We start from the raw sequence: 21,285 nt of genomic DNA, 5'->3' as shown, positions 1-21,285 counted from the left end.
CCCATGATGCCGCTTTCTTCACCCTTACAGCAGCAGTGGCAGACGGTATGTGAGCGTCTGCCGGAAGCATTACCCGCCTCGTCATTAAGCGAGCAGGCCCGGCAGGTGCTGACCTTCAGCGACTTTGTGCAGGAGAGCGTCACCGCGCACCCTGACTGGCTGGCAGAGCTTGAGGCTTCGCCACCCCAGGCCGACGAGTGGCAGCACTATGCGCAGTGGCTCCAGGACGCGCTGGTGGATATCAGCGATGAAGCGGCACTGATGCGCACGCTGCGCCAGTTCCGCCGCCGGGTGATGGTACGCATCGCCTGGGCGCAGGCGCTGATGCTGGTGAGTGAAGAGAGCACCTTGCAGCAATTAAGTCACCTTGCGGAGACGCTGATTGTCGCCGCCCGCGACTGGCTGTACGACGCCTGCTGTCGCGAGTGGGGCACCCCGTGCAGTGAAGATGGCACCCCGCAGCCGCTGATGATTTTAGGCATGGGCAAACTGGGCGGCGGCGAACTCAATTTTTCCTCGGACATCGACCTGATCTTCGCCTGGCCGGAGAAAGGGGCCACCCGCGGGGGACGCCGCGAGCTGGATAATGCCCAGTTCTTCACCCGGCTGGGACAGCGGCTGATTAAAGCGCTGGATCAACCCACCCAGGATGGTTTCGTCTATCGCGTGGATATGCGCCTGCGCCCGTTCGGTGACAGCGGCCCATTGGTTCTGAGCTTTGCCGCGCTGGAAGATTACTACCAGGAGCAGGGGCGCGACTGGGAACGCTACGCGATGGTCAAGGCGCGGATCATGGGCGATAACGACGATGTGTATGCCAACGAGCTGCGCGCCATGCTGCGGCCGTTCGTGTTCCGTCGCTATATTGATTTCAGCGTCATCCAGTCGCTACGTAACATGAAAGGGATGATTGCCCGGGAAGTGCGTCGTCGCGGCCTGAAAGACAATATCAAGCTGGGGGCAGGCGGTATTCGCGAGATCGAGTTTATCGTCCAGGTGTTCCAGCTGATTCGCGGCGGACGCGAACCCTCGCTGCAGTCCCGCTCCCTGCTGCCAACCCTGGCCGCCATCGCCCAACTGAACCTGCTGCCGGCAGGCGATGACCGGATCCTGCGCGAGGCCTATCTCTTCTTGCGGCGGCTGGAAAACCTGCTGCAGAGCATTAATGACGAACAAACCCAGACCCTGCCGGGGGATGAGCTTAATCGCGCCCGTCTCGCCTGGGGGATGCGTGTGGAAAACTGGCAGACGCTGACCGACGCGCTGGATGCCCACATGGCGGCGGTGCGCCGCATTTTTAACGATCTGATTGGCGACGATGAGAGCGAATCGCCGGACGATGAGCTGTCCGAGCACTGGCGCGAGCTGTGGCAGGATGCGTTACAGGAAGACGACACCACCCCGGTGCTGACCCACCTCAGCGATGACGATCGCCATCGGGTAGTGGCGCTGATTGCCGATTTCCGCCTTGAGCTGAACAAGCGCGCCATTGGCCCGCGCGGCCGCCAGGTGCTGGATCACCTGATGCCGCATCTGCTCAGCAACGTCTGCTCCCGCGCCGATGCCCCGGTACCCCTGTCGCGTCTGACCCCGCTGCTGAGCGGGATCATCACCCGTACCACCTATCTTGAGTTGCTCAGTGAGTTCCCCGGCGCGCTCAAACATCTGATTTCCCTCTGCGCCGCCTCGCCGATGATTGCCAGCAAGCTGGCGCGTTATCCGTTGCTGCTGGACGAGCTGCTCGATCCCAACACCCTTTACCAGCCGACGGCGACCGATGCCTACCGGGATGAGCTGCGTCAGTATCTGCTGCGCGTACCGGAAGAGGACGAAGAGCAACAGCTGGAGGCGCTGCGCCAGTTTAAGCAGGCGCAGATGCTGCGCGTAGCGGCGGCAGACATTGCCGGAACGCTGCCGGTGATGAAAGTGAGCGATCACTTAACCTGGCTGGCAGAAGCGATCATCGATGCCGTTGTCCATCAGGCGTGGGTGCAGATGGTGGCGCGTTACGGCCAGCCGAAGCACCTGGCCGATCGCGAAGGACGCGGTTTTGCGGTCGTAGGTTACGGCAAACTAGGGGGCTGGGAGCTGGGCTACAGCTCCGATCTGGATCTGATTTTCCTTCACGACTGCCCGGTAGACGTAATGACCGACGGCGAGCGTGAAATAGATGGCCGTCAGTTCTACCTGCGCCTCGCCCAGCGCATTATGCACCTGTTCAGCACGCGCACGTCGTCCGGCATTTTGTATGAAGTGGATGCCCGCCTGCGTCCGTCCGGGGCGGCGGGCATGTTAGTCACCTCCACCGACGCTTTCGCGGATTATCAGCAGAACGAGGCGTGGACCTGGGAGCATCAGGCGCTGGTGCGCGCCCGCGTGGTGTATGGCGATCCGCAGCTGAAAGCGCAGTTCGATTCCATTCGTCGCGACGTGCTCACCGCCACGCGCGAGGGCGCGACGCTGCAAACCGAAGTTCGGGAGATGCGCGAGAAGATGCGCGCCCATCTGGGGAATAAACACCGCGATCGCTTTGATATCAAGGCCGACGAGGGCGGCATCACCGACATTGAATTTATTACGCAATATCTGGTGCTGCGTGATGCGCACAGCAAGCCGAAGCTAACCCGCTGGTCGGATAACGTGCGCATTCTGGAGCTGCTGGCGCAAAACGACATTATGGACGAACACGAGGCGCTGGCATTGACCCGTGCTTACACCACGCTGCGCGATGAGTTGCACCATCTGGCCCTGCAGGAGCAGCCCGGCCATCTGCCGCTCGACTGTTTTAACGCCGAGCGAGAGCTGGTGCGTGCCTGCTGGCAGAAGTGGCTGGTGGAACCGTGCGTAACAAAACAAGTGTGATATTATCGCGCGCAAATTGTGAATCTTTCTGGAGTCAGGAATGAAAGTAACACTGCCAGAGTTTGAACGTGCTGGAGTTATGGTGGTTGGCGATGTGATGTTGGATCGCTACTGGTATGGGCCAACCAGCCGCATTTCCCCTGAAGCCCCGGTCCCGGTGGTGAAGGTGGATACCATTGAAGAGCGTCCTGGCGGCGCGGCAAACGTGGCGATGAACATTGCTTCCCTCGGCGCGCATTCGCGTCTGGTGGGGCTGACCGGCATCGACGACGCGGCGCGTGCGCTGAGCAAGACCCTGGCGGATGTGAACGTCAAATGTGACTTTGTTTCTGTTCCGACGCACCCGACCATCACCAAGCTGCGCGTGCTGTCGCGTAACCAGCAGCTGATCCGCCTCGACTTTGAAGAGGGCTTTGAAGGCGTGGATCCTGAGCCGCTGCACGAGCGCATCAACCAGGCGCTGGGCAACATCGGCGCGCTGGTGCTCTCGGACTACGCCAAAGGGGCGCTGGCCAGCGTTCAGCAGATGATTAAGCTGGCTCGCAACGCTGGTGTGCCGGTGCTGATCGACCCGAAAGGCACCGATTTCGAACGCTATCGCGGGGCGACGCTGCTTACGCCGAACCTGTCCGAGTTCGAAGCGGTGGCCGGAAAATGCAAAACCGAAGATGAGATCGTTGAACGCGGCATGAAGATCATTGCCGACTTTGACTTCTCCGCGCTGCTGGTTACCCGCTCCGAGCAGGGGATGACCCTGCTGCAGCCGGGCAAAGCACCGCTGCATATGCCAACCCAGGCGCAGGAAGTGTATGACGTCACCGGTGCCGGCGATACGGTCATCGGCGTGTTGGCGGCTACCCTTGCCGCGGGGAATACGCTGGAAGAGGCGTGCTACTTTGCCAATGCCGCCGCAGGTGTGGTAGTGGGTAAACTCGGTACGTCTACCGTTTCACCGATCGAGCTGGAAAACGCGGTGCGTGGCCGGGCCGAAACCGGTTTTGGCGTGATGAGTGAAGATGAGCTGAAAGTAGCGGTCGCTGCCGCGCGTAAGCGTGGCGAGAAAGTGGTGATGACCAACGGCGTGTTCGACATTCTGCACGCGGGCCATGTCTCCTATCTGGCGAACGCGCGCAAGCTGGGCGATCGCCTGATTGTGGCGGTTAACAGTGATGCCTCCACCAAACGCCTGAAAGGCGAAACCCGCCCGGTGAACCCGCTGGAGCAACGAATGATTGTGCTCGGCGCGCTGGAAGCGGTGGACTGGGTAGTTTCGTTCGAGGAAGACACGCCGCAGCGCCTGATTGCCGGGATCCTGCCGGATCTGCTGGTGAAGGGCGGGGACTATAAGCCTGAGCAAATCGCCGGTAGCGAAGAGGTCTGGGCCAACGGTGGAGAAGTGATGGTGCTCAACTTTGAGGACGGGTGTTCAACCACCAACATCATCAAGAAGATCCAGAAAGACAGTCAATAGTTCGTGCGGGCGGATGCCCTCACCACAACCCTCTTCCACGGGAGAGGGCGCAAACAGTAAAAACGGCAACCCAGGTTGCCGTTTTGCATTCACTTCACAGGCCCGCGCAAGCGTGGCGCCGCGAAATATTATTCCACGTCGTTGACGGGTGGAATGGCCGGGGCGGGTCGCACTTCTTCAGCAGTGCCGCGGTTTTCCAGTTCGGTCAGACGCTGCTCCAGCAGGGCGATTTTCTCGCGAGTACGCAGCAGCACTTGCGTCTGCACGTCAAACTCTTCACGGCTTACCAGATCCAGACGCATCAGCTGCGACTGCAACACCTGGCGGATTTTCTTTTCAACGTCGTCACCAAATTCACGCACGCCTTTCGGCATTGATTCATGGACCTGACGGGCAAGTTGTTCAATTTTTTTTGGGTCGATCATCGTAGTTCCCTTAAAGAAAAGGTGTTAATGACCATTGTAGCGCGTAACCGCGATCCTTTAACCAGAATTGTGTGATGCTTATGCGTTGCCGAACATAATCATTAGCGTTATAGTTATTCCGCTTATTCTCAGGGCGGGGCGAAATTCCCCACCGGCGGTAAATCAACGTACGTTGAAAGCCCGCGAGCGCTTTGGGTGCAAACCTAAAGGTCAGCAGATCCGGTGTAATTCCGGGGCCGACGGTTAAAGTCCGGATGGGAGAGAGTAACGAACCAGTCGGGTAAGGCCCGCTCACGTTATTTTTTTGCCGTATACCGGCGCTCCTAAGACTGCCCTGATTCTGGTAACCATAATTTTAATGAGGTTTTTTTACCATGAATCAGACGCTCCTTTCCTCTTTTGGCACCTCTGCTGAACGTGTAGAACATGCTATTGCTGCGCTTCGTGAAGGCCGCGGCGTGATGGTGCTTGACGATGAAGATCGTGAAAACGAAGGCGATATGATTTTCGCCGCCGAAACCATGACCGTTGAGCAGATGGCGCTGACCATCCGTCACGGCAGTGGCATCGTTTGCCTGTGCATCACCGAAGATCGCCGTAAACAGCTGGAACTGCCGATGATGGTAGAAAACAACACCAGCGCCTACGGAACCGGTTTTACCGTCACCATCGAAGCCGCCAGCGGCGTGACCACCGGCGTGTCTGCCGCTGACCGCGTGACCACCGTGCGTGCCGCTATTGCAGATGGCGCAAAACCTTCCGATCTGAACCGTCCGGGCCACGTTTTCCCGCTGCGCGCGCAGCCGGGCGGCGTACTGACCCGCGGTGGCCACACTGAAGCGACCATCGATCTGGTGACGCTGGCAGGCTTCAAGCCTGCGGGTGTCCTGTGTGAACTGACCAACGATGATGGCTCTATGGCGCGCGCGCCAGAGTGCATCGAATTCGCCGGTAAGCACAACATGGCTGTGGTCACTATCGAAGATCTGGTGGCATACCGTCAGGCGCATGAGCGTAAAGCCAGCTGATTGGCGCTGAAATGAAAAAAGCCGGGCAATGCCCGGCTTTTTTACGTCACGCAATCACTGATAATTAATTTTGACGATAATATCTTTGCTGAATGGCCCCATCGTAAGAGGGGTGCCTGGCTTCCGGCTTAATTCAGCCGTGTAATCGTGAGTCAGCGTCGTTTCCTGGCCATCAGGGGAATACGTGGCAAACGGCAGATACTGGTTATAAGTCACGTCGCCCTGCGTTTTATCAATGAGGCGCATGAGCAGGCCATTTCCCATATCCAGATGCGTGTCGTCATACAGGGTATCGGTGGTGTAAAAGCTGGTCGTTACATCAAATTGTTCCGTGCAACCCGCTGTCGCATCTTTGATAGTCGATATGCTGAACGGTGATGAAATGGCTTTTTCGTCTATCGCACTTTCCGTAAATCGACCAAAGTTCACAATCTGGTTATCGGGAAAGATTCGAATATTCACACCACAGTTCAGAAAATGGATATTAGAAAACCCGTCAATGTTGTAGTGTAAATTGTGAGCACCCGCTATGACATTTATCCCGCCATCACCATCAAAGGTGAGTACGGTCACGGCAGGAAGAGTATATTCAAATCGCTCTGCTGGCACCGCTTTCAGTTTGACGTAGAGACGAAAGCGTACCGTGAAGGTGACATTTTCCTGAAGGACTGTACCGTTGCACTCGGGTTGGCCGTAACTCCCATCATAATCGTCTTTTCTATCGAGGCAGGCGCCAGTATCAATTTTGAAATCAGGTGTATCGTAATCGACGCCATTATAGGTAACACCAAAGGCCAGATAAGGATTACTCACCACCAGGCTATCCGTGTTGTGAAAACTGTCCAGGATATAGGCGTACACATGTTCGCTCCAGGGATCCTGTTCAACGGATAAGTCATGGGAACGAGTGGCATTGTCGCAGTAAACCGTCACCAGTAAATCACCGCTTTCCCAGATTTTTTGTCCGGCAGGGGCGTTTGCAGGAACGCTAAATGAAGGAAGCGTGGTAGTGACCATGCTTGCTCCCCCGTGTGTACTTTTGTAGCACTCCAAAGCCCAGGCGGGCGTTGAAAACAGACAAAAAATGGCGATCGCTGCGAAAAAGATCCTCTTCATCATCATCCTTTTTTCACCGGTTTGCTCTGGCATGTGGTCTGCACCGCGTTACAGCTCACTTTGAACATTTCCAGCCCGCCATAGTCGCTGATATAACCGATGTGAAATTCTGCCGGCAGATTCGCCAGTTTCTGGTTGGCCTGGCCGAAAGGTTCAACCATCAGGCTCTCCGCACCCGGCAATAAGGTTTTGCCATTGATGCCGATATACCCCACGGTAATGTAGTAAGGGCTGTTATTTTTTAAAACCAGATCGCTGGCGGTGCGGGATATGACCACTTTATCCAGTGGAACGTACTGGCCCTCTTTTAGCTCAATGGCTTTTGGTCGCCAGAACAGCTTCAGGCGACTTTGCATGGCAATTTGCATGACATTCTTCTGTTCAGCCCGGGGCGGGATCTCACGCATGTTGTAATAGAACAAGGTCTCCCGATCGGTGGGAAGCTGTAAAAGACTTTGCTGTGCCATCAGGCGTACCTGCGCCTGTTCGTCAGGCTCGAGACGCAACAAAGGGGGAAGAGGGGAAATAAACTCGCGCGTTTTCTTACCGGTTTTATCTTCTATCCATGACTGAGCCAGATAGGGATCGGTTTTACTCTGGTTCGTCAGTTTGACCGATACACTCTTTGCAGAGGCGTTGAAAATGATACGGGTCCTGTCGGGTGAAACGGTAGCATGCGCGACACTGCCGAGGCTCAACAGACAGACAATTCCCTTTGAAATGAAAGAGAGATTCATGGCGTTCTTCCTGAATTAATGCACTGTATTACAGGGTAATAAGATGGCTTTACCGCTGAGGTTACTTTGGTTCGGCGGCGTGATTTCGCAGGTTTTATCTGACCAGTTCAGGCGTAACGTACTGTTTTCCTGAATCCCACTGAGGTACACGAACCCCTCTTCGGCAACCAGCCCGACCTCTTTGCCGGAGGCTTTATCGACGATGCTGACGCCCAGCGGTGGATACTGCCCGTTATCCTGTCGAACAATGCCGACGATTTGGTATCCGGTGGTGGCGTTGAGTTTGCTGTAACCGATGGCCCCTTCCGTCAGCGTGGTGCGAATGACGGAGTTTTCGATATCTACCCCATCAGGCAGGTTGTTGCTGTTCACGCGAAGGGTGGAGGTGATGTAGTTATTCAGCGACGGTGCCACCGCAATACCAAATGCGTTAGTGCGGGTTCGCGAACTGTTGACTTCAACCCCTGCGACGCCATTGGCGTCGATCATCATGCGTGCGTTATCTGCCGGGCTGTAGTCATGCAGCGCCATACCGTGACGCGTGGCGGTGAGTGAGCCGTTCCAGCCTGCGCTGAGAGAACGATACTGATTGGGCTGAGCGCTGCCGGACAGGTTCAGACGCCCATAAGGCGAATAATGCTGGTAGCCGCCGCGCAGGGAAGGTTCACCCTGGCGTAAGTCCTCTTCCGTGGTCGATGCCGACATATTCCAGGTATTGTTACGATCGGAGGAGTCATAGTAAGAGGCCATATGAGACGCACTGTCACCGCCTGAACGCTGGTAGCTGTACATGATGTTACGACTCTGCTCCAGCGGGAGGGTGAACGAGAAATAGATCTGATTTTCGTCGCTGTCATCCCAGTGCACGCGGCTCAACGCCAGGGAAGCAGATAAACCTCTGAGCGTTCCGATATCGAAATTACGGCTCAGCGAGAAGGAGTAGTTGGTGTTGCTGCTGTTATCCCAGTAGGTGTTGCGCGTAACGTTGAGATAGGTGTTCAGCGCAGCAGAATCAAGATACTGGTTGAACGAGATGACATAGCTCTCTTTTTCGTTTGTCATGGAGGTGTTGCCATCCCGTGAGGCGAGGTATTCGCTCATCGAGACGTACTCCTTATCCGAGAAACGATAGCCCGCAAACGTGATTTGGCTGCCGGTTTCCTCAAAGCGCTTCGCGTAGTTTGCGCGATAGCTGAGACCGCGCTGTGGGTCATTTTTTTTCTGACGCAGTGTCGCCTCGGCCCCTGTCACATCAAAGGATAACGAACCGAAGGAATGCAGATTGAAACCTAACCCGGTGGTCATGGCCTGATAGTCATCTGCCGTCAGCATGGCACCGCCATACAGTGACACATTACTTAACCAACCCCAGGAGAGTTCGCCAGTCCAGAAAAGTGGATTATTGATATCGTTATGATCCGTTGCGGTGGGCTTACCGATGGACGTTTTATAGCGTACCTGGCCTTTTCGGGTCAGGAAGGGAATTGAGGCTGAACCGACCTGAAAGGTCGTTTTGCGGCCATCTTCTTCTTCCACCACCACATCTAACTGCCCCTGGTACGTTTCACCCAGATCTGAAATGGTAAAAGGACCCGGCGCGACGGTTGTTTGATAAAGCACCCGGCCAGACTGAGAGATGGTCACTTTCGCATTGGTTTGCGCGATGCCGGTAATCTGCGGAGCGTAACCCTGCAAATCTGGCGGTAGCATACTCTCGTCACTTTCCAGCGATGCACCGGTAAAGTGGAAAGTATCGAAGAGATCGGAACGTAAATCATATTGCCCCATCGTTATTTTTGACGACAGGGAAGGCACAGGGCGATAGAGATAGGTTCGCGCCAGACTGCTGTCGCTACCCATCGACTCACCGTTACGGAAGTTTTGATTGTATTGATAATCTGAACGTAAACGCCATGCGCCCAGGTTGAACCCGAGCGTGCCATAGGCACTGATATTCTGGCTTGCGTCGCCCTCTTTCGGATCATACTGGCTGGCATAGAGATTGTAATTGAGCAAAACGCCAGCAATGCCGTCGTCCCAGAATTCGGGGGGCGTCCAGTTTTGAGCCTGATATTTCATCCATGCCTGAGGAACGGTCACAGAAAGCACCATCGTTCCCTTGTTTAAGGTAAATACCAGTTCTGGCCGGGTAGAGAGGTCAAGGCACTTGCCCCCCGGTAAATACGGGAGCTGAGAAATAAAGTCCGTATTCAGTCCAAAAAGGGTTAATTGTTTTGCATTTACGCACACCAACGAACCGCTTTCATTATCTGTTGCAATCCATTCCATCGTCGCGGGTTGAGGCAGGATATTCTTATTCACCTGGATGCGAACAAGATAGTGACCAGGGGTGATATACCCCTTCTTTCCAAACTGGGAAATATCAATATTGCTACGATCTTCAACATCAATCATATCAGTGTTGAATTCAACCGCTGAAACGGGCAGCACGAGCATTACTGAATAAAGCGTCGCACTCAGCGAATGTCTTATCAGGGCAGGGAGTTTATTGAATTGAAGTGCTGAATGGCTGAGCATAATCCGTTTCGCTTTAGTAAAAGAATACGTAATAGCCGATGAATCCTTCATCGGCTATTATTAAAGGCGATAAGAAAGGGATTACTGGTATGCGAGAATATAATTCACCTGAGCCTGAACATTACCTGGTGTAGCCGTTTTGCCAGGAATTGGCTCCATACGGGCCTTAAAGTTCAGCTCCTGATAGGCATTTGCGGTTGGGAATGGCACATCAATTGTCTGACCTAAAGTCACTTTATTACTGCCGCTATCCAGTAAGCGAACGCCAACACCTGTTGCGCCACCGATATTGCCATCCAGGGTGTTTTTCATCAGGCTGGTATCACCGCTATCAGTGCTTGCGGAGGTAAAGGTGACCATCACTTTGTTGATGGTGGTGGTGCTTTGCCCGGTCGTTTGCGAAAGAACACAGTCCTGAAGGTGGATATTAACATCTACAGGGAGAGCATTTTTACCGCTATTCAGTACGCTGTCGGCAACTTCACCTAATTCAATCGTCTGATTTTCGTCACCGGGTTTGATAGAGCAGGGTGAACTGATTACTTCGCCAGTGAAGGTAATTTTACCTGAGCCCTGGTTATCCGCTGCAGAAGCCGTAAATGTCAGACCAGAAAGTAATGCGGTCATTGCGACTGCAAGGGTAGTCTTGTTAAACATAGAGAGATAATCCTTTATATGAAAATGATGATGCAATAACGGCGGCAATTCACATTGCAACACTTTTTAAACATTGGAGCGGGCAAAATATATCAGCCGCAATATCAATAATCCCGACAGCGTTGCTATAGGGGATTTGTAGTAATTATTAATGAATATTATCTGGTGATGATTTCGCTCGAGGGTATTTTTTTATTCCAGAAATGCGTATCGAGAATTGTGATTAATACTTAAACTTTGAATCTTTTTAAGTAAATGAAGCATTAATTATTTCGCAGATAATAATTGCCATTAATATTTTTTATATGAATTTATGGACGGCAAGAAGTCCGATTTCTTACCCTAATATAGAGAGTGGTGATGGTTGACTTTGTGCAGATAATAAAAATTGCGCTCCCCTGACAAGCGGAGCGCAATCAATCAACCGATACCGGCAGACTGTAATAAGACCAGGCTCAACCCCATCACCGACATACCGCATAATACGCCATAGCTCGGGTTGTTATTGGGGTCGATCTCTTTGGCAAGCGGCATGAGCTCATCAACCGACAGCGCCACCATAATCCCGGCCACTGCCGCCATAATCGCTGCCATCACCACCGGTGAAATCAGACTGCCAAGAATCAACCACGCCAGCACCCCGCCGAGGATCTCCGCCATACCGGAAATGCCCGCCCAGAATACCGCCTTACGTTTGGATCCGGTGGCCGCATAGACCGGGCCAGCCACCGCCAGACCTTCCGGGATATTGTGCAGCGCCACTGCCAGCGCAATACCAAAACCTAACTCCAGATTGTTGCTGGCAGTCACGTAGGTGGCAACACCTTCCGGGAAGTTATGCAGGCTGATCCCCAGGGTCAACAGCAGCGCGGTGCGTCTGAGGTTTCCGGGTAGCGGCTGACTCCCTTTTTGCATCAGATCCTGCGGATGCGCATGGGGTAACATTCTGTCCAGCGCAAAGTAGCCCAGCAGGCCAAACACAAACATTCCGTAGCCAAGTACGGGCGACATCCCTTCCGTCCCGAGGGCGGCGGGCAACATCTCCATCAGGGAGATGAGCAGCATGATGCCGGCCGCAAAGCCGAGGGAAAAGGCCAGCACCCGGTTAGAGGGCTTCTGGCCCAGTACGCCAAGCATCGCACCGATAAATGTAGCGGCGCCTGCAAGAATAGTCAGAATCAGGGGAACTGACATTCACCTCTCCTTATGATAATGATTCTCATTCATATTAAAGGCTAAATGCGCACAATGCGAGTGGGTACAGAAGCCTTTACAGATCCCTTACATTCAAATTTCCTGATGATCTTCATCATGGTTATCTGAGTTCATCTTAGCCAGATAACGGATAAGGTAAAGCTATCAAATCGACACCTTATGTAAGGATATCATCATGACTTCTCCTCGTATGCCAGCGCTGTTTTTGGGTCATGGTAGCCCCATGAACGTGCTGGAAGATAACGTCTATACTCGCGCCTGGCGTCATCTGGGAGAGACGTTGCCGCGTCCGAGAGCTATCGTGGTGGTATCCGCACACTGGTTTACCCGTGGCACCGGCGTTACCGCAATGGAAACCCCGAAAACGATCCACGATTTCGGCGGTTTCCCGCAGGCGCTGTACGATACGCACTACCCGGCACCCGGCTCGCCAGCACTGGCGCAGCAGCTGGTGGATCTGCTGGCGCCTGTCCCTGTCACCCTGGATAAAGAGGCATGGGGCTTTGACCATGGCTCCTGGGGCGTGTTGATTAAGATGTACCCGGATGCCGACATCCCGATGGTGCAACTTAGCATCGACAGCACCAAACCGGCGGCGTGGCATCTGGAAATGGGCCGTAAGCTCGCCTCTCTGCGCGATGAGGGCATCATGCTGGTTGCCAGTGGCAACGTGGTACATAACCTGCGTACAGCGCGCTGGCACGGGGAAAGCAAGCCCTATCCGTGGGCGACGGTGTTCAATGATTTCGTGAAGATGAACCTGACCTGGCAGGGGCCCGCAGAGGAACATCCTCTGGTCAACTATCTGGCACACGAAGGCGGCTCGCTCTCGAACCCAACGGCGGAACACTTCCTGCCGCTGCTGTATATCCTGGGCGCGTGGGATGGTCAGGAGCCAGTTACCACGCCGGTGGATGGCATCGAGATGGGCAGTTTGAGTATGTTGTCGGTGCAGGTGGGGTGAAGACATGCCCCTTCTCCGTGTGGGAGAGGGGTGAGGTAAAGGCATCAGGCCGCACAAACCCAGACTGGTAGGCCGGGCAGGCGAAGTCGCTACCCGGCACCATGGCTTATTCCACAAAAATATGCGGATAGAAGCGTGACAGATCCTGGGTGATCAGCGCCCGATCTTCGCGAATACCGATCCCGGCTGGTTGATCGTTGATCAGCCAGCTGCCAATCAGCATATAGCTGTCGCCATACTTCGGCAGTTGATAGAACTTCTGGACGATCATTCCTTCTTCGCCATACGGGCCTTCTACCGCTTCCACGGTGTTACCGTTTTCGATAATCGACACGTTGGCACCTTCGCGGGAGAAAATCGGCTTTTTGACATACTTATCCATCGGCGGATAGTCATCTTCCGCGAAGTACGCTGGCAGCAGGTTCGGATGGTCAGGGAACATCTCCCATAGCATCGGCAGCAGGGCCTTGTTGGAGATGATGCTTTTCCATGCCGGTTCCAGCCAACGCACACCCGCATCTTCCAGCTTGGTGGAGAACACTTCGCGCAGCATGTATTCCCAGGGGTAGAGCTTAAACAGATTACTGATAACCTGATCCTGGGTGTCGGTGAACTGACCTTTTTCGCCCAGCCCGATATTTTCGATATAGAGGAACTCGCTGGCAACCTCGGCTTCGGCTGCGCAATCCTGCAAATACTGCACCGTGCCGCGATCTTCGACCGTGTCACGACAGCAGGCAAAATGCAGCAGGCTAAAACCGTGCTGCTCGCGCAGTTCAGCGAAACGTTCAATCAGCTTTTCCTGCAGGCTGTTGAACTGATCGCTGCCTTCTGGCAGATGGCCGGCGTTCAGCTGATCTTCAAGCCAGATCCACTGGAAGAAGGCCGCTTCGTACAGCGAGGTTGGCGTATCGGCGTTGTTCTCGAGCATCTTCGGCTCGCCGGTGCCATCCCACGCCAGATCGAGGCGCGAATAGAGCGACGGCTGATGCGTCTGCCATGACTGACGTACAAAGCTCCAGGTGTGCTTCGGAATGCGGAATTTGGTCAGCAGCTCATCGCTGGCAATGACTTTCTCCACCACCTTAAGGCACATCTGATGCAGTTCTGCCGTCACCGCTTCCAGCTTTTCAACCTGGGCGAGGGTCAGTTTGTAATAGGCATCTTCACACCAGTACGGCTCGCCGTACATGGTGTGAAAGTTGAAACCGTATTCGGTGGCTTTTTCGCGCCAGTCCGGGCGCTCAACAATACTGACTCGTTCCATTATCAGCCGCCCATAGAGCGTGATGAAGTGCCGGTCGCGCTACGCTGCATGGTGTTCTGTTTGGCAACAGAATCACCAAAGCCGCCGCGGGTCACGGTGCTGGTGGTGGCCGGTTTTGGCGCCATCGCGGTCTTAGGTACGTTCATGGTGCGGCCCGGCTGGGCTGCGCCATAACCTTTACCGCTGGCATCGGTGTACTGGCCGTAAGCCGGGCTGGCCGGGTTCTTCGAGCTGAACAGCGGCTGCTGTTGATAGCCCGCGCCGCCGCTCATCAGGCGGCCCATCATGTAGCCCGCCATCAGTGGCATCCAGAAGCTGCCGCTGGACTGTGCCTGCGCCTGGTTTTCTGCTGGCGCGGTGCCAGCCTGCGCCGGGGCCGGAGCCTGCTGGCACTGGCCTTCACCGAACTCTGCCACGCAGTCTTCACGGCTGGCGTATTTCGGCGCGGTACGTTCCGCTTCCTTCAGAGCGTTGTTGTACGAGGCTGTACACTCCGCGCTTTTGCCGGTAGCAGCCGCACAGTCATCGGCATTCTGATAGAGGGAAACCGTTTCGTCGGTTTTTTCACAGCCTGCCAGCATAAACGCGGCGCTCAGCGCCAGGGCGACAGGGGTGAAATGACGCGCGTTCCAGCTTTTGCGGAACGAGGCGTGATTAATGGATTTTGTCCGTTTCATAATTGTCTTCCAGGACCCAGTGGTAAAACACAGCAAATAACGCTCAGAATAGAGGATGAGTGGTGGAAATTGAAGCGACGGAGGCGAAACAGGGGGATATTTACGTTGGCTTACGTTTTTTTGTCGGGCTGCTCGTTTATAAACCCGACCTGGAGAACCCAGGCCGGGTATTCGCATCAGTTACGGGCAGGGGTGAGCGCCGAAGCTTGCGTCAGGGTATTGCCGTTATAACCGTCAGCAGAGGCGTCCTGCTGTGGGTTTTCTGGTGCCACGGCTTCTGGCGTCGTGGAGATCGGTTTACCCAGCGCGGCATTCAGCGCCACCAGATCCTGCTCGTTCAACGTACCCAGCGCTGATTTGATATTCAGCTGGTTAATCAGGTAGTTGTAACGGGCGTTGGAGAGCTGCTGTTTGGCGTTGTACAGCGTGGTGGTCGCGTCCAGCACGTCAACAATGGTACGGGTACCTACGGAATAACCGGCTTCCGACGCATCCAGTGAGCTTTGGGCAGAGACAACAGCCTGTTTGTAAGCGTTAATGCTGCTGACAGAGGCGTTCACGTTGTTAAACGAGGAGCGTACGGTCTGCACAACGCTGCGGTGCGCGCTTTCAAGCTGCTCGCTGGCACCCACGAAGTTGTACTGCGCCTGTTTCACCTGTGAATTGACCTGGCCGCCCTGATAGATCGGCAGAGAGAAGCTCAGGCCGATTTTGTTCTGGCCAACATCGCTATCGCTGTACTGACCGGCGGCGGCTCCGCTGGTTCTGGAACCGCTGTAGCTGGTGTTAGAGAGGCTGCTTGAGGCGTTCAGGCTCAGGGTTGGCAGATGACCATCCTGTGCCAGGCGGATCTGCTCGCGAGCCAGATCCTGGTTCAGACGGGCCTGCAACAGGCTCAGGTTACGGTTTTCAGCTTCTTTCAGCAGGGCATTCACCGCCTTTGGCTTTTCAGCTTTGAAGCGATCCACGTTCAACGATGCCAGTTGCGGGTAGTAGTTACCGGTGACCTGACGCAGCTGTTCAACGGCGTTATCCAGGTCGTTACGCGCGGTAACTTCGTTCGCCAGCACGCTGTCATATTGTGAACGGGCGTTCTGCACGTCGGTGATGGCAACCAGGCCCACGTTGAAACGCTGGGTGGTCTGATCGAGCTGACGATAGATAGCTTGTTTCTGTGCTTCTGTGTAGGAGAGCGTATCGATTGCGCTCAGCACGCGGAAGTAGGCCGTTGCGGTGTTGAGGATCAACGTCTGCTGGTCGGTCTGGAAGGTGACATCCTGGATACCGGCAGATTTCTCCTGCAGGCTCAGGTTACGCCATTTAGACATATCGAACAGCGTCTGGGTTAACTGGAGTGAACCGCTGGTGACATTAGAGTCAACGCCGTTAGCATCACGGTAACCGTTGTTATAGCTATAGTCTGCACCTAAACCCAGCTGTGGTAATAAAGGGCTACGTACTTCATTGATCTTTTCAAAGGCAGCATCACGATCGGCAGCGGACTTACGCAGTTCCGGGTTGCTCAGACGTGCCTGCTTATAAACTTGAATCAGGTCCTCTGCCTGACTCACCGCGCTGAAACCCGTCAGGCTCAGGCCGATGAGGATGGGGAGCAATTTCTTCATTTGCTTTCCTTGTTGTGAAGCTTAGTTAGCGCTGATCTAATTAAAAATATCTACCGATTCTAGCAGACTTCGCCACTGCAAAAGGTTGGCGTTCCGTGCCATGCGGCAGTAACTTGCACCAATTTACCATACTGTAGTAGAAACCGCAGTTGAGCAGAATTGAATTTCACCCTAACGCCACCATTTATACCAGGATGCAAAAATGGATAAACCAGAAAATTTGCCAGTGACTTTCACAAAAAACGATGTAGAAATTATTGCACGAGAAACGCTCTACAGCGGATTTTTTTCACTGGAATTATACCGTTTTCGCCATCGTCTGTTTAACGGCGAAATGAGTGGCGAAGTGAGACGCGAAATTTTTGAGCGCGGGCATGCTGCAGTCTTGCTACCCTTTGACCCAGTGCGTGACGAAGTGGTACTGATAGAGCAGATTCGCATTGCCGCGCTGGATACCAGCGAAAGCCCGTGGCTGCTGGAGATGGTGGCCGGAATGGTGGAAGAGGGCGAGACGCCGGACGATGTCGCCCGCCGCGAAGCGATGGAAGAGGCCGGGCTTAATGTCGGTCGCACAAAACCGATTACCAGCTATCTGGCAAGCCCTGGGGGCACCAGCGAGCGCCTTTCCGTTTTGGTTGGCGAAGTGGACGCCACGATCGCACAAGGGATTCACGGTCTGGTTGATGAAAACGAAGATATTCGTGTTCATGTGGTAAGTCGGGAGCAGGCTTATCAATGGGTAGAGGAGGGGAAAATCGACAACGCGGCTTCTGTCATCGCTTTGCAATGGCTCCAGCTGCATTATCAGGACTTACGAAACGAGTGGAAAAAATGAAGCGTTATACACCTGACTTCCCTGAAATGATGCGCCTGTGCGAGACCAATTTCGCACAATTGCGCCGACTACTGCCGCGTAACGATGCGGTCGGTGAAACAGTGAGCTATCAGGTGAGCAACGCGCAGTATCGGTTAACCATTGTTGAATCAACCCGTTACACCACACTGGTGGAAATTGAGCAAACCGCGCCGTCCATCAGCTACTGGAGCCTCCCGTCAATGACGGTGCGGCTTTATCATGACGCGATGGTCGCTGAAGTGTGTTCAAGTCAGCAGATCTTCCGCTTCAAAGCGCGGTATGATTACCCAAATAAAAAGTTGCATCAACGTGACGAAAAGCATCAAATTAATCAGTTTCTGGCCGATTGGTTAAGATACTGTTTAGCACATGGAGCGATGGCGATTCCGGTTTGTTAGCGTCGTAAACCTACCTAAGGACACCATTTGGAAAGCCTGTTGAACCTGACTGTTGCTGGTGGGGCGCCAGTCAGGGTATTGCAAATTACTGATACTCACCTGTTTGCCAATAAGCATGAAACCCTGTTAGGTGTAAATACCTGGGAGAGTTATCAGGCTGTTCTGGAAGCCATTCATGCTCAGAATCGCCAATGCGATCTGATTGTCGCCACGGGCGATTTGGCACAAGATCAAACCTCCGCGGCTTATCAGCATTTTGCTGAAGGTATCGCGAGCTTTAACGCGCCCTGCGTCTGGTTACCCGGTAATCACGATTTTCAGCCTTCAATGTACAGCGCGCTGCAGGATGCGGGAATTTCGCCTGCGAAGCGGGTTCACTCGGGTGACAGCTGGCAAATCCTGCTCCTCGACAGCCAGGTTTTCGGCGTGCCGCACGGCGAGCTGAGCGACTTTCAGCTGGAGTGGCTTGAAGCCCGGCTCGAGGCAGAGCCTGATCGCCATACCCTGCTTTTACTGCACCATCATCCCCTGCCGGCAGGATGCAGCTGGCTCGATCAGCACAGCCTGCGCAACTCTGCTGCCCTGGATCAGGTGCTGGAAAAATTCCCGCGGGTTAAACATTTACTCTGCGGCCATATTCACCAGGAGCTGGATCTCGACTGGAACGGCCGTCGCCTGCTGGCTACGCCGTCCACCTGCGTACAGTTCAAACCGCACTGCGCGAACTTTACCCTGGACACCATTGCTCCTGGCTGGCGCTGGCTGGACCTGCATGCCGACGGCTCGGTAACGACCGAAGTCTGCCGCCTGCAAGGCACGCAGTTCCGCCCGGATACGGCGTCAGAAGGCTACTGATGTCTGCGCTCCTCTATCTGCACGGGTTCAACAGTTCCCCGCGCTCCGCAAAAGCGACGCTGTTTCGACAGTGGCTGGAGGTGCATCATCCGCACATCCAGATGATCGTCCCGCAACTGCCGCCATACCCGGCCGAGGCTGCCGAAATGCTGGAAGCGATTGTCATGGAGCACGGCGGCGAACCCTTCGGTGTGGTGGGATCTTCCCTCGGCGGCTACTACGCCACCTGGCTGTCCCAGTGCTTTATGGTGCCAGCGGTGGTGGTCAACCCGGCGGTGCGGCCTTTTGAGCTGCTGGTGGGCTATTTAGGTCACAACGAGAACCCCTACACCGGACAGCAATATGTGCTAGAGTCACGCCATATTTACGACCTCAAAGTTATGCAGATTGATCCGCTGGAAGCGCCAGATCTTATCTGGCTGCTGCAACAGACGGGTGATGAAGTACTGGATTACCGCCAGGCGGTGGCGTATTACGCCTCCTGCCGCCAGACTATAGAAGAGGGCGGTAATCATGCCTTCACGGGCTTTGAGGATCATTTCACCCAGATTGTCGATTTTCTTGGTCTGCACAGCCTCTGACAATCGCTGCGAATTGCTAGTTTAAATCATGACGCAAACCTATAACGCTGATGCCATTGAGGTACTCACCGGGCTTGAGCCGGTTCGCCGCCGTCCGGGGATGTACACCGATACCACGCGCCCAAACCATCTGGGCCAGGAAGTAATTGATAACAGCGTCGACGAAGCGCTGGCGGGTCATGCCAAACGCGTCGACGTTATTCTGCACGCCGACCAGTCGCTGGAAGTCATCGACGACGGTCGCGGCATGCCGGTGGATATCCACCCGGAAGAGGGTGTTCCGGCGGTTGAGCTGATCCTCTGTCGCCTGCATGCGGGCGGCAAGTTCTCCAACAAAAATTACCAGTTCTCCGGTGGCCTGCACGGGGTAGGTATCTCCGTGGTCAACGCCCTGTCAAAACGCGTTGAAGTCACCGTGCGCCGCGACGGCCAGGTCTACAACATCGCCTTTGAAAATGGCGATAAAGTGCAGGATTTGCAGGTGATCGGTACATGCGGCAAGCGCAATACCGGTACCAGCGTCCACTTCTGGCCGGACGAAAGCTTTTTTGATAGCCCACGTTTCTCCGTCTCGCGCTTAACGCACATTCTGAAAGCGAAGGCGGTTCTCTGTCCTGGGGTGGAGATCACCTTCAAGGACGAGGTTAACAACAGCGAGCAGCGCTGGTGTTATCAGGATGGCCTGAATGACTACCTGGCCGAAGCGGTAAACGGTTTGCCCACCCTGCCCGAAAAACCGTTTATCGGTAACTTTTCCGGTGATACGGAAGCGGTAGACTGGGCGCTGCTGTGGCTGCCGGAAGGCGGCGAGCTGCTGACCGAAAGCTACGTGAACCTGATCCCGACCATGCAGGGCGGAACGCACGTTAATGGCCTGCGCCAGGGCCTGCTGGACGCGATGCGTGAGTTTTGTGAATACCGCAATATCCTGCCGCGCGGCGTGAAGCTGTCAGCAGAAGATATCTGGGAGCGCTGCGCCTATGTGCTGTCGGTCAAAATGCAGGATCCGCAGTTTGCCGGGCAGACCAAAGAGCGTCTCTCCTCGCGCCAGTGCGCGGCGTTCGTTTCGGGCGTGGTGAAAGATGCCTTCAGCCTGTGGCTGAACCAGAACGTGCAGGCAGCGGAAATGCTGGCCGAAATGGCCATCTCCAGCGCCCAGCGGCGTCTGCGTGCGGCGAAGAAAGTGGTGCGTAAAAAGCTCACCAGCGGCCCAGCGCTGCCGGGCAAGCTGGCGGACTGCACCGCGCAGGATCTGAACCGTACCGAACTGTTCCTGGTGGAAGGGGATTCCGCAGGCGGGTCAGCCAAACAGGCGCGCGATCGTGAATATCAGGCGATCATGCCGCTGAAGGGTAAGATCCTTAACACCTGGGAAGTCTCTTCCGATGAGGTGCTGGCGTCGCAGGAGGTGCACGACATCTCCGTGGCAATCGGGATTGATCCTGATAGCGAGGATTTGAGCCAGCTGCGTTACGGCAAGATTTGTATCCTTGCGGATGCGGACTCCGATGGTCTGCACATCGCTACCCTGCTGTGTGCGCTGTTTGTGAAGCACTTCAGAACGCTGGTGAAAAACGGTCACGTCCACGTCGCGCTGCCGCCGCTGTACCGTATCGATCTCGGTAAAGAGGTCTATTACGCCCTGACGGAAGAAGAGAAAGCGGGCGTGCTGGAGCAGCTCAAGCGTAAGAAGGGCAAACCGAACGTGCAGCGCTTTAAAGGGCTGGGCGAGATGAACCCGTTACAGCTGCGTGAAACCACCCTCGATCCCAACACCCGCCGTCTGGTGCAGTTGACCATCAGCGATGAAGATGAGCAGCAGACCAACGCGGTGATGGACATGCTGCTGGCCAAGAAGCGCTCGGAAGATCGTCGCAACTGGCTGCAGGAGAAGGGCGACCTCGCGGATATCGAAGGCTGATCCTCTCTGGCAAGGTAAAAGCAAAAAGGCAACCCAGGTTGCCTTTTTTAATGTTTGCATCCTCTGCCCGCAGGGCAGAGCCGGGGCGAGGC

18 protein-coding genes and 1 riboswitch are annotated in these 21,285 nt (G+C 55.0%); of the genes, 9 read left to right on the top strand and 9 right to left on the bottom strand.

The annotated features are described in order from the left end of the window. Positions 1-3 precede the first annotated feature (3 nt). Positions 4-2,862, top strand: a complete 2,859-nt coding sequence (glnE, locus tag ACF8PE_RS04825) for a bifunctional [glutamate--ammonia ligase]-adenylyl-L-tyrosine phosphorylase/[glutamate--ammonia-ligase] adenylyltransferase (protein WP_150872495.1) — start codon at positions 4-6, stop codon at positions 2,860-2,862. 40 nt (positions 2,863-2,902) lie between these two features. Next, positions 2,903-4,333, top strand: a complete 1,431-nt coding sequence (gene hldE, locus ACF8PE_RS04820) for a bifunctional D-glycero-beta-D-manno-heptose-7-phosphate kinase/D-glycero-beta-D-manno-heptose 1-phosphate adenylyltransferase HldE (RefSeq protein ID WP_032614209.1) — start codon at positions 2,903-2,905, stop codon at positions 4,331-4,333. Positions 4,334-4,461: 128 nt separating this feature from the next. Here hldE and ACF8PE_RS04815 read toward each other — a convergent pair whose 3' ends face one another. Further along, the gene (locus ACF8PE_RS04815; RefSeq protein WP_032614207.1) at positions 4,462-4,758 is read right to left on the bottom strand and encodes an accessory factor UbiK family protein; all 297 of its coding nucleotides are present in this window, start codon (positions 4,756-4,758) and stop codon (positions 4,462-4,464) included. Between the two features lie 120 nt (positions 4,759-4,878). Then, a riboswitch (FMN riboswitch) is annotated at positions 4,879-5,028 on the top strand. Positions 5,029-5,132: 104 nt separating this feature from the next. Here ACF8PE_RS04815 and ribB point away from each other — a divergent pair. Beyond that, positions 5,133-5,786 (top strand): 3,4-dihydroxy-2-butanone-4-phosphate synthase, encoded by a 654-nt coding sequence (gene ribB, locus ACF8PE_RS04810; protein WP_032614205.1) that lies wholly within the window; start codon positions 5,133-5,135, stop codon positions 5,784-5,786. A 54-nt stretch (positions 5,787-5,840) separates the two neighbouring features. Here the strand turns inward: ribB and ACF8PE_RS04805 are convergent, their stop codons facing one another. From ACF8PE_RS04805 to zupT, 5 genes are all read right to left on the bottom strand, one after another. Beyond that, complete coding sequence (locus ACF8PE_RS04805) at positions 5,841-6,935, bottom strand: pilus assembly protein (RefSeq protein ID WP_373880296.1); 1,095 nt, start codon at positions 6,933-6,935, stop codon at positions 5,841-5,843. Then, complete coding sequence (locus ACF8PE_RS04800) at positions 6,905-7,639, bottom strand: fimbria/pilus periplasmic chaperone (RefSeq protein ID WP_032614201.1); 735 nt, start codon at positions 7,637-7,639, stop codon at positions 6,905-6,907. Before ACF8PE_RS04800 ends, ACF8PE_RS04805 begins: the two co-directional genes overlap by 31 nt. Before the next feature lie 15 nt (positions 7,640-7,654). Beyond that, a complete protein-coding gene (locus ACF8PE_RS04795) occupies positions 7,655-10,096 on the bottom strand; it encodes a fimbria/pilus outer membrane usher protein (protein ID WP_392494647.1) in 2,442 nt (813 codons plus the stop codon). Positions 10,097-10,258: 162 nt separating this feature from the next. Continuing rightward, a complete protein-coding gene (locus ACF8PE_RS04790; RefSeq protein WP_032614197.1) occupies positions 10,259-10,834 on the bottom strand; it encodes a fimbrial-like protein in 576 nt (191 codons plus the stop codon). Between the two features lie 420 nt (positions 10,835-11,254). After that, a complete protein-coding gene (gene zupT / locus ACF8PE_RS04785) occupies positions 11,255-12,028 on the bottom strand; it encodes a zinc transporter ZupT (RefSeq protein WP_032614195.1) in 774 nt (257 codons plus the stop codon). Between the two features lie 196 nt (positions 12,029-12,224). On the opposite strand from zupT, the gene ygiD reads away from it, so the two are divergent. Then, a complete protein-coding gene (ygiD, locus tag ACF8PE_RS04780; protein ID WP_200142897.1) occupies positions 12,225-13,013 on the top strand; it encodes a 4,5-DOPA dioxygenase extradiol in 789 nt (262 codons plus the stop codon). A 106-nt stretch (positions 13,014-13,119) separates the two neighbouring features. Here ygiD and ACF8PE_RS04775 read toward each other — a convergent pair whose 3' ends face one another. From ACF8PE_RS04775 to tolC, 3 genes are all read right to left on the bottom strand, one after another. Then, positions 13,120-14,280 carry a glutathionylspermidine synthase family protein gene (locus tag ACF8PE_RS04775; protein WP_392494646.1) on the bottom strand — a complete coding sequence of 387 codons (1,161 nt, stop codon included), beginning with the start codon at positions 14,278-14,280 and terminating at the stop codon, positions 13,120-13,122. 2 nt (positions 14,281-14,282) lie between these two features. Then, positions 14,283-14,957 carry a DUF1190 family protein gene (locus tag ACF8PE_RS04770; RefSeq protein ID WP_032614188.1) on the bottom strand — a complete coding sequence of 225 codons (675 nt, stop codon included), beginning with the start codon at positions 14,955-14,957 and terminating at the stop codon, positions 14,283-14,285. Positions 14,958-15,133: 176 nt separating this feature from the next. Continuing rightward, positions 15,134-16,582, bottom strand: coding sequence for an outer membrane channel protein TolC (gene tolC / locus ACF8PE_RS04765; RefSeq protein ID WP_392494645.1), 1,449 nt, complete (start codon positions 16,580-16,582; stop codon positions 15,134-15,136). A 202-nt stretch (positions 16,583-16,784) separates the two neighbouring features. On the opposite strand from tolC, the gene nudF reads away from it, so the two are divergent. The 5 genes from nudF to parE are packed head-to-tail and all read left to right on the top strand — an operon-like array spanning position 16,785 to position 21,193. Further along, the gene (nudF, locus tag ACF8PE_RS04760; RefSeq protein ID WP_130588207.1) at positions 16,785-17,417 is read left to right on the top strand and encodes an ADP-ribose diphosphatase; all 633 of its coding nucleotides are present in this window, start codon (positions 16,785-16,787) and stop codon (positions 17,415-17,417) included. Further along, positions 17,414-17,836: a DUF1249 family protein gene (locus ACF8PE_RS04755; protein ID WP_032614182.1), complete on the top strand. Its 423-nt coding sequence runs from the start codon at positions 17,414-17,416 to the stop codon at positions 17,834-17,836. The genes nudF and ACF8PE_RS04755 overlap by 4 nt, the downstream gene beginning before the upstream one ends. A 27-nt stretch (positions 17,837-17,863) precedes the next feature. Beyond that, entirely contained in the window at positions 17,864-18,691 is an 828-nt protein-coding gene (gene cpdA, locus ACF8PE_RS04750) for a 3',5'-cyclic-AMP phosphodiesterase (protein ID WP_032614179.1), read from the top strand. After that, a complete protein-coding gene (gene yqiA / locus ACF8PE_RS04745; RefSeq protein ID WP_032614177.1) occupies positions 18,691-19,272 on the top strand; it encodes an esterase YqiA in 582 nt (193 codons plus the stop codon). Before cpdA ends, yqiA begins: the two co-directional genes overlap by 1 nt. A gap of 28 nt (positions 19,273-19,300) precedes the next feature. Continuing rightward, positions 19,301-21,193, top strand: a complete 1,893-nt coding sequence (gene parE / locus ACF8PE_RS04740) for a DNA topoisomerase IV subunit B (protein ID WP_032614175.1) — start codon at positions 19,301-19,303, stop codon at positions 21,191-21,193. Positions 21,194-21,285: the final 92 nt, after the last annotated feature.

Origin of the sequence: Leclercia sp. GLN_9 (assembly GCF_043105735.1) — a bacterium.
GTDB classification, from domain to species: domain Bacteria; phylum Pseudomonadota; class Gammaproteobacteria; order Enterobacterales; family Enterobacteriaceae; genus Enterobacter; species Enterobacter adecarboxylatus.
Note: the sequence above shows the minus strand (reverse complement) of the source record. Positions and strands in the feature narration are given on the sequence as shown.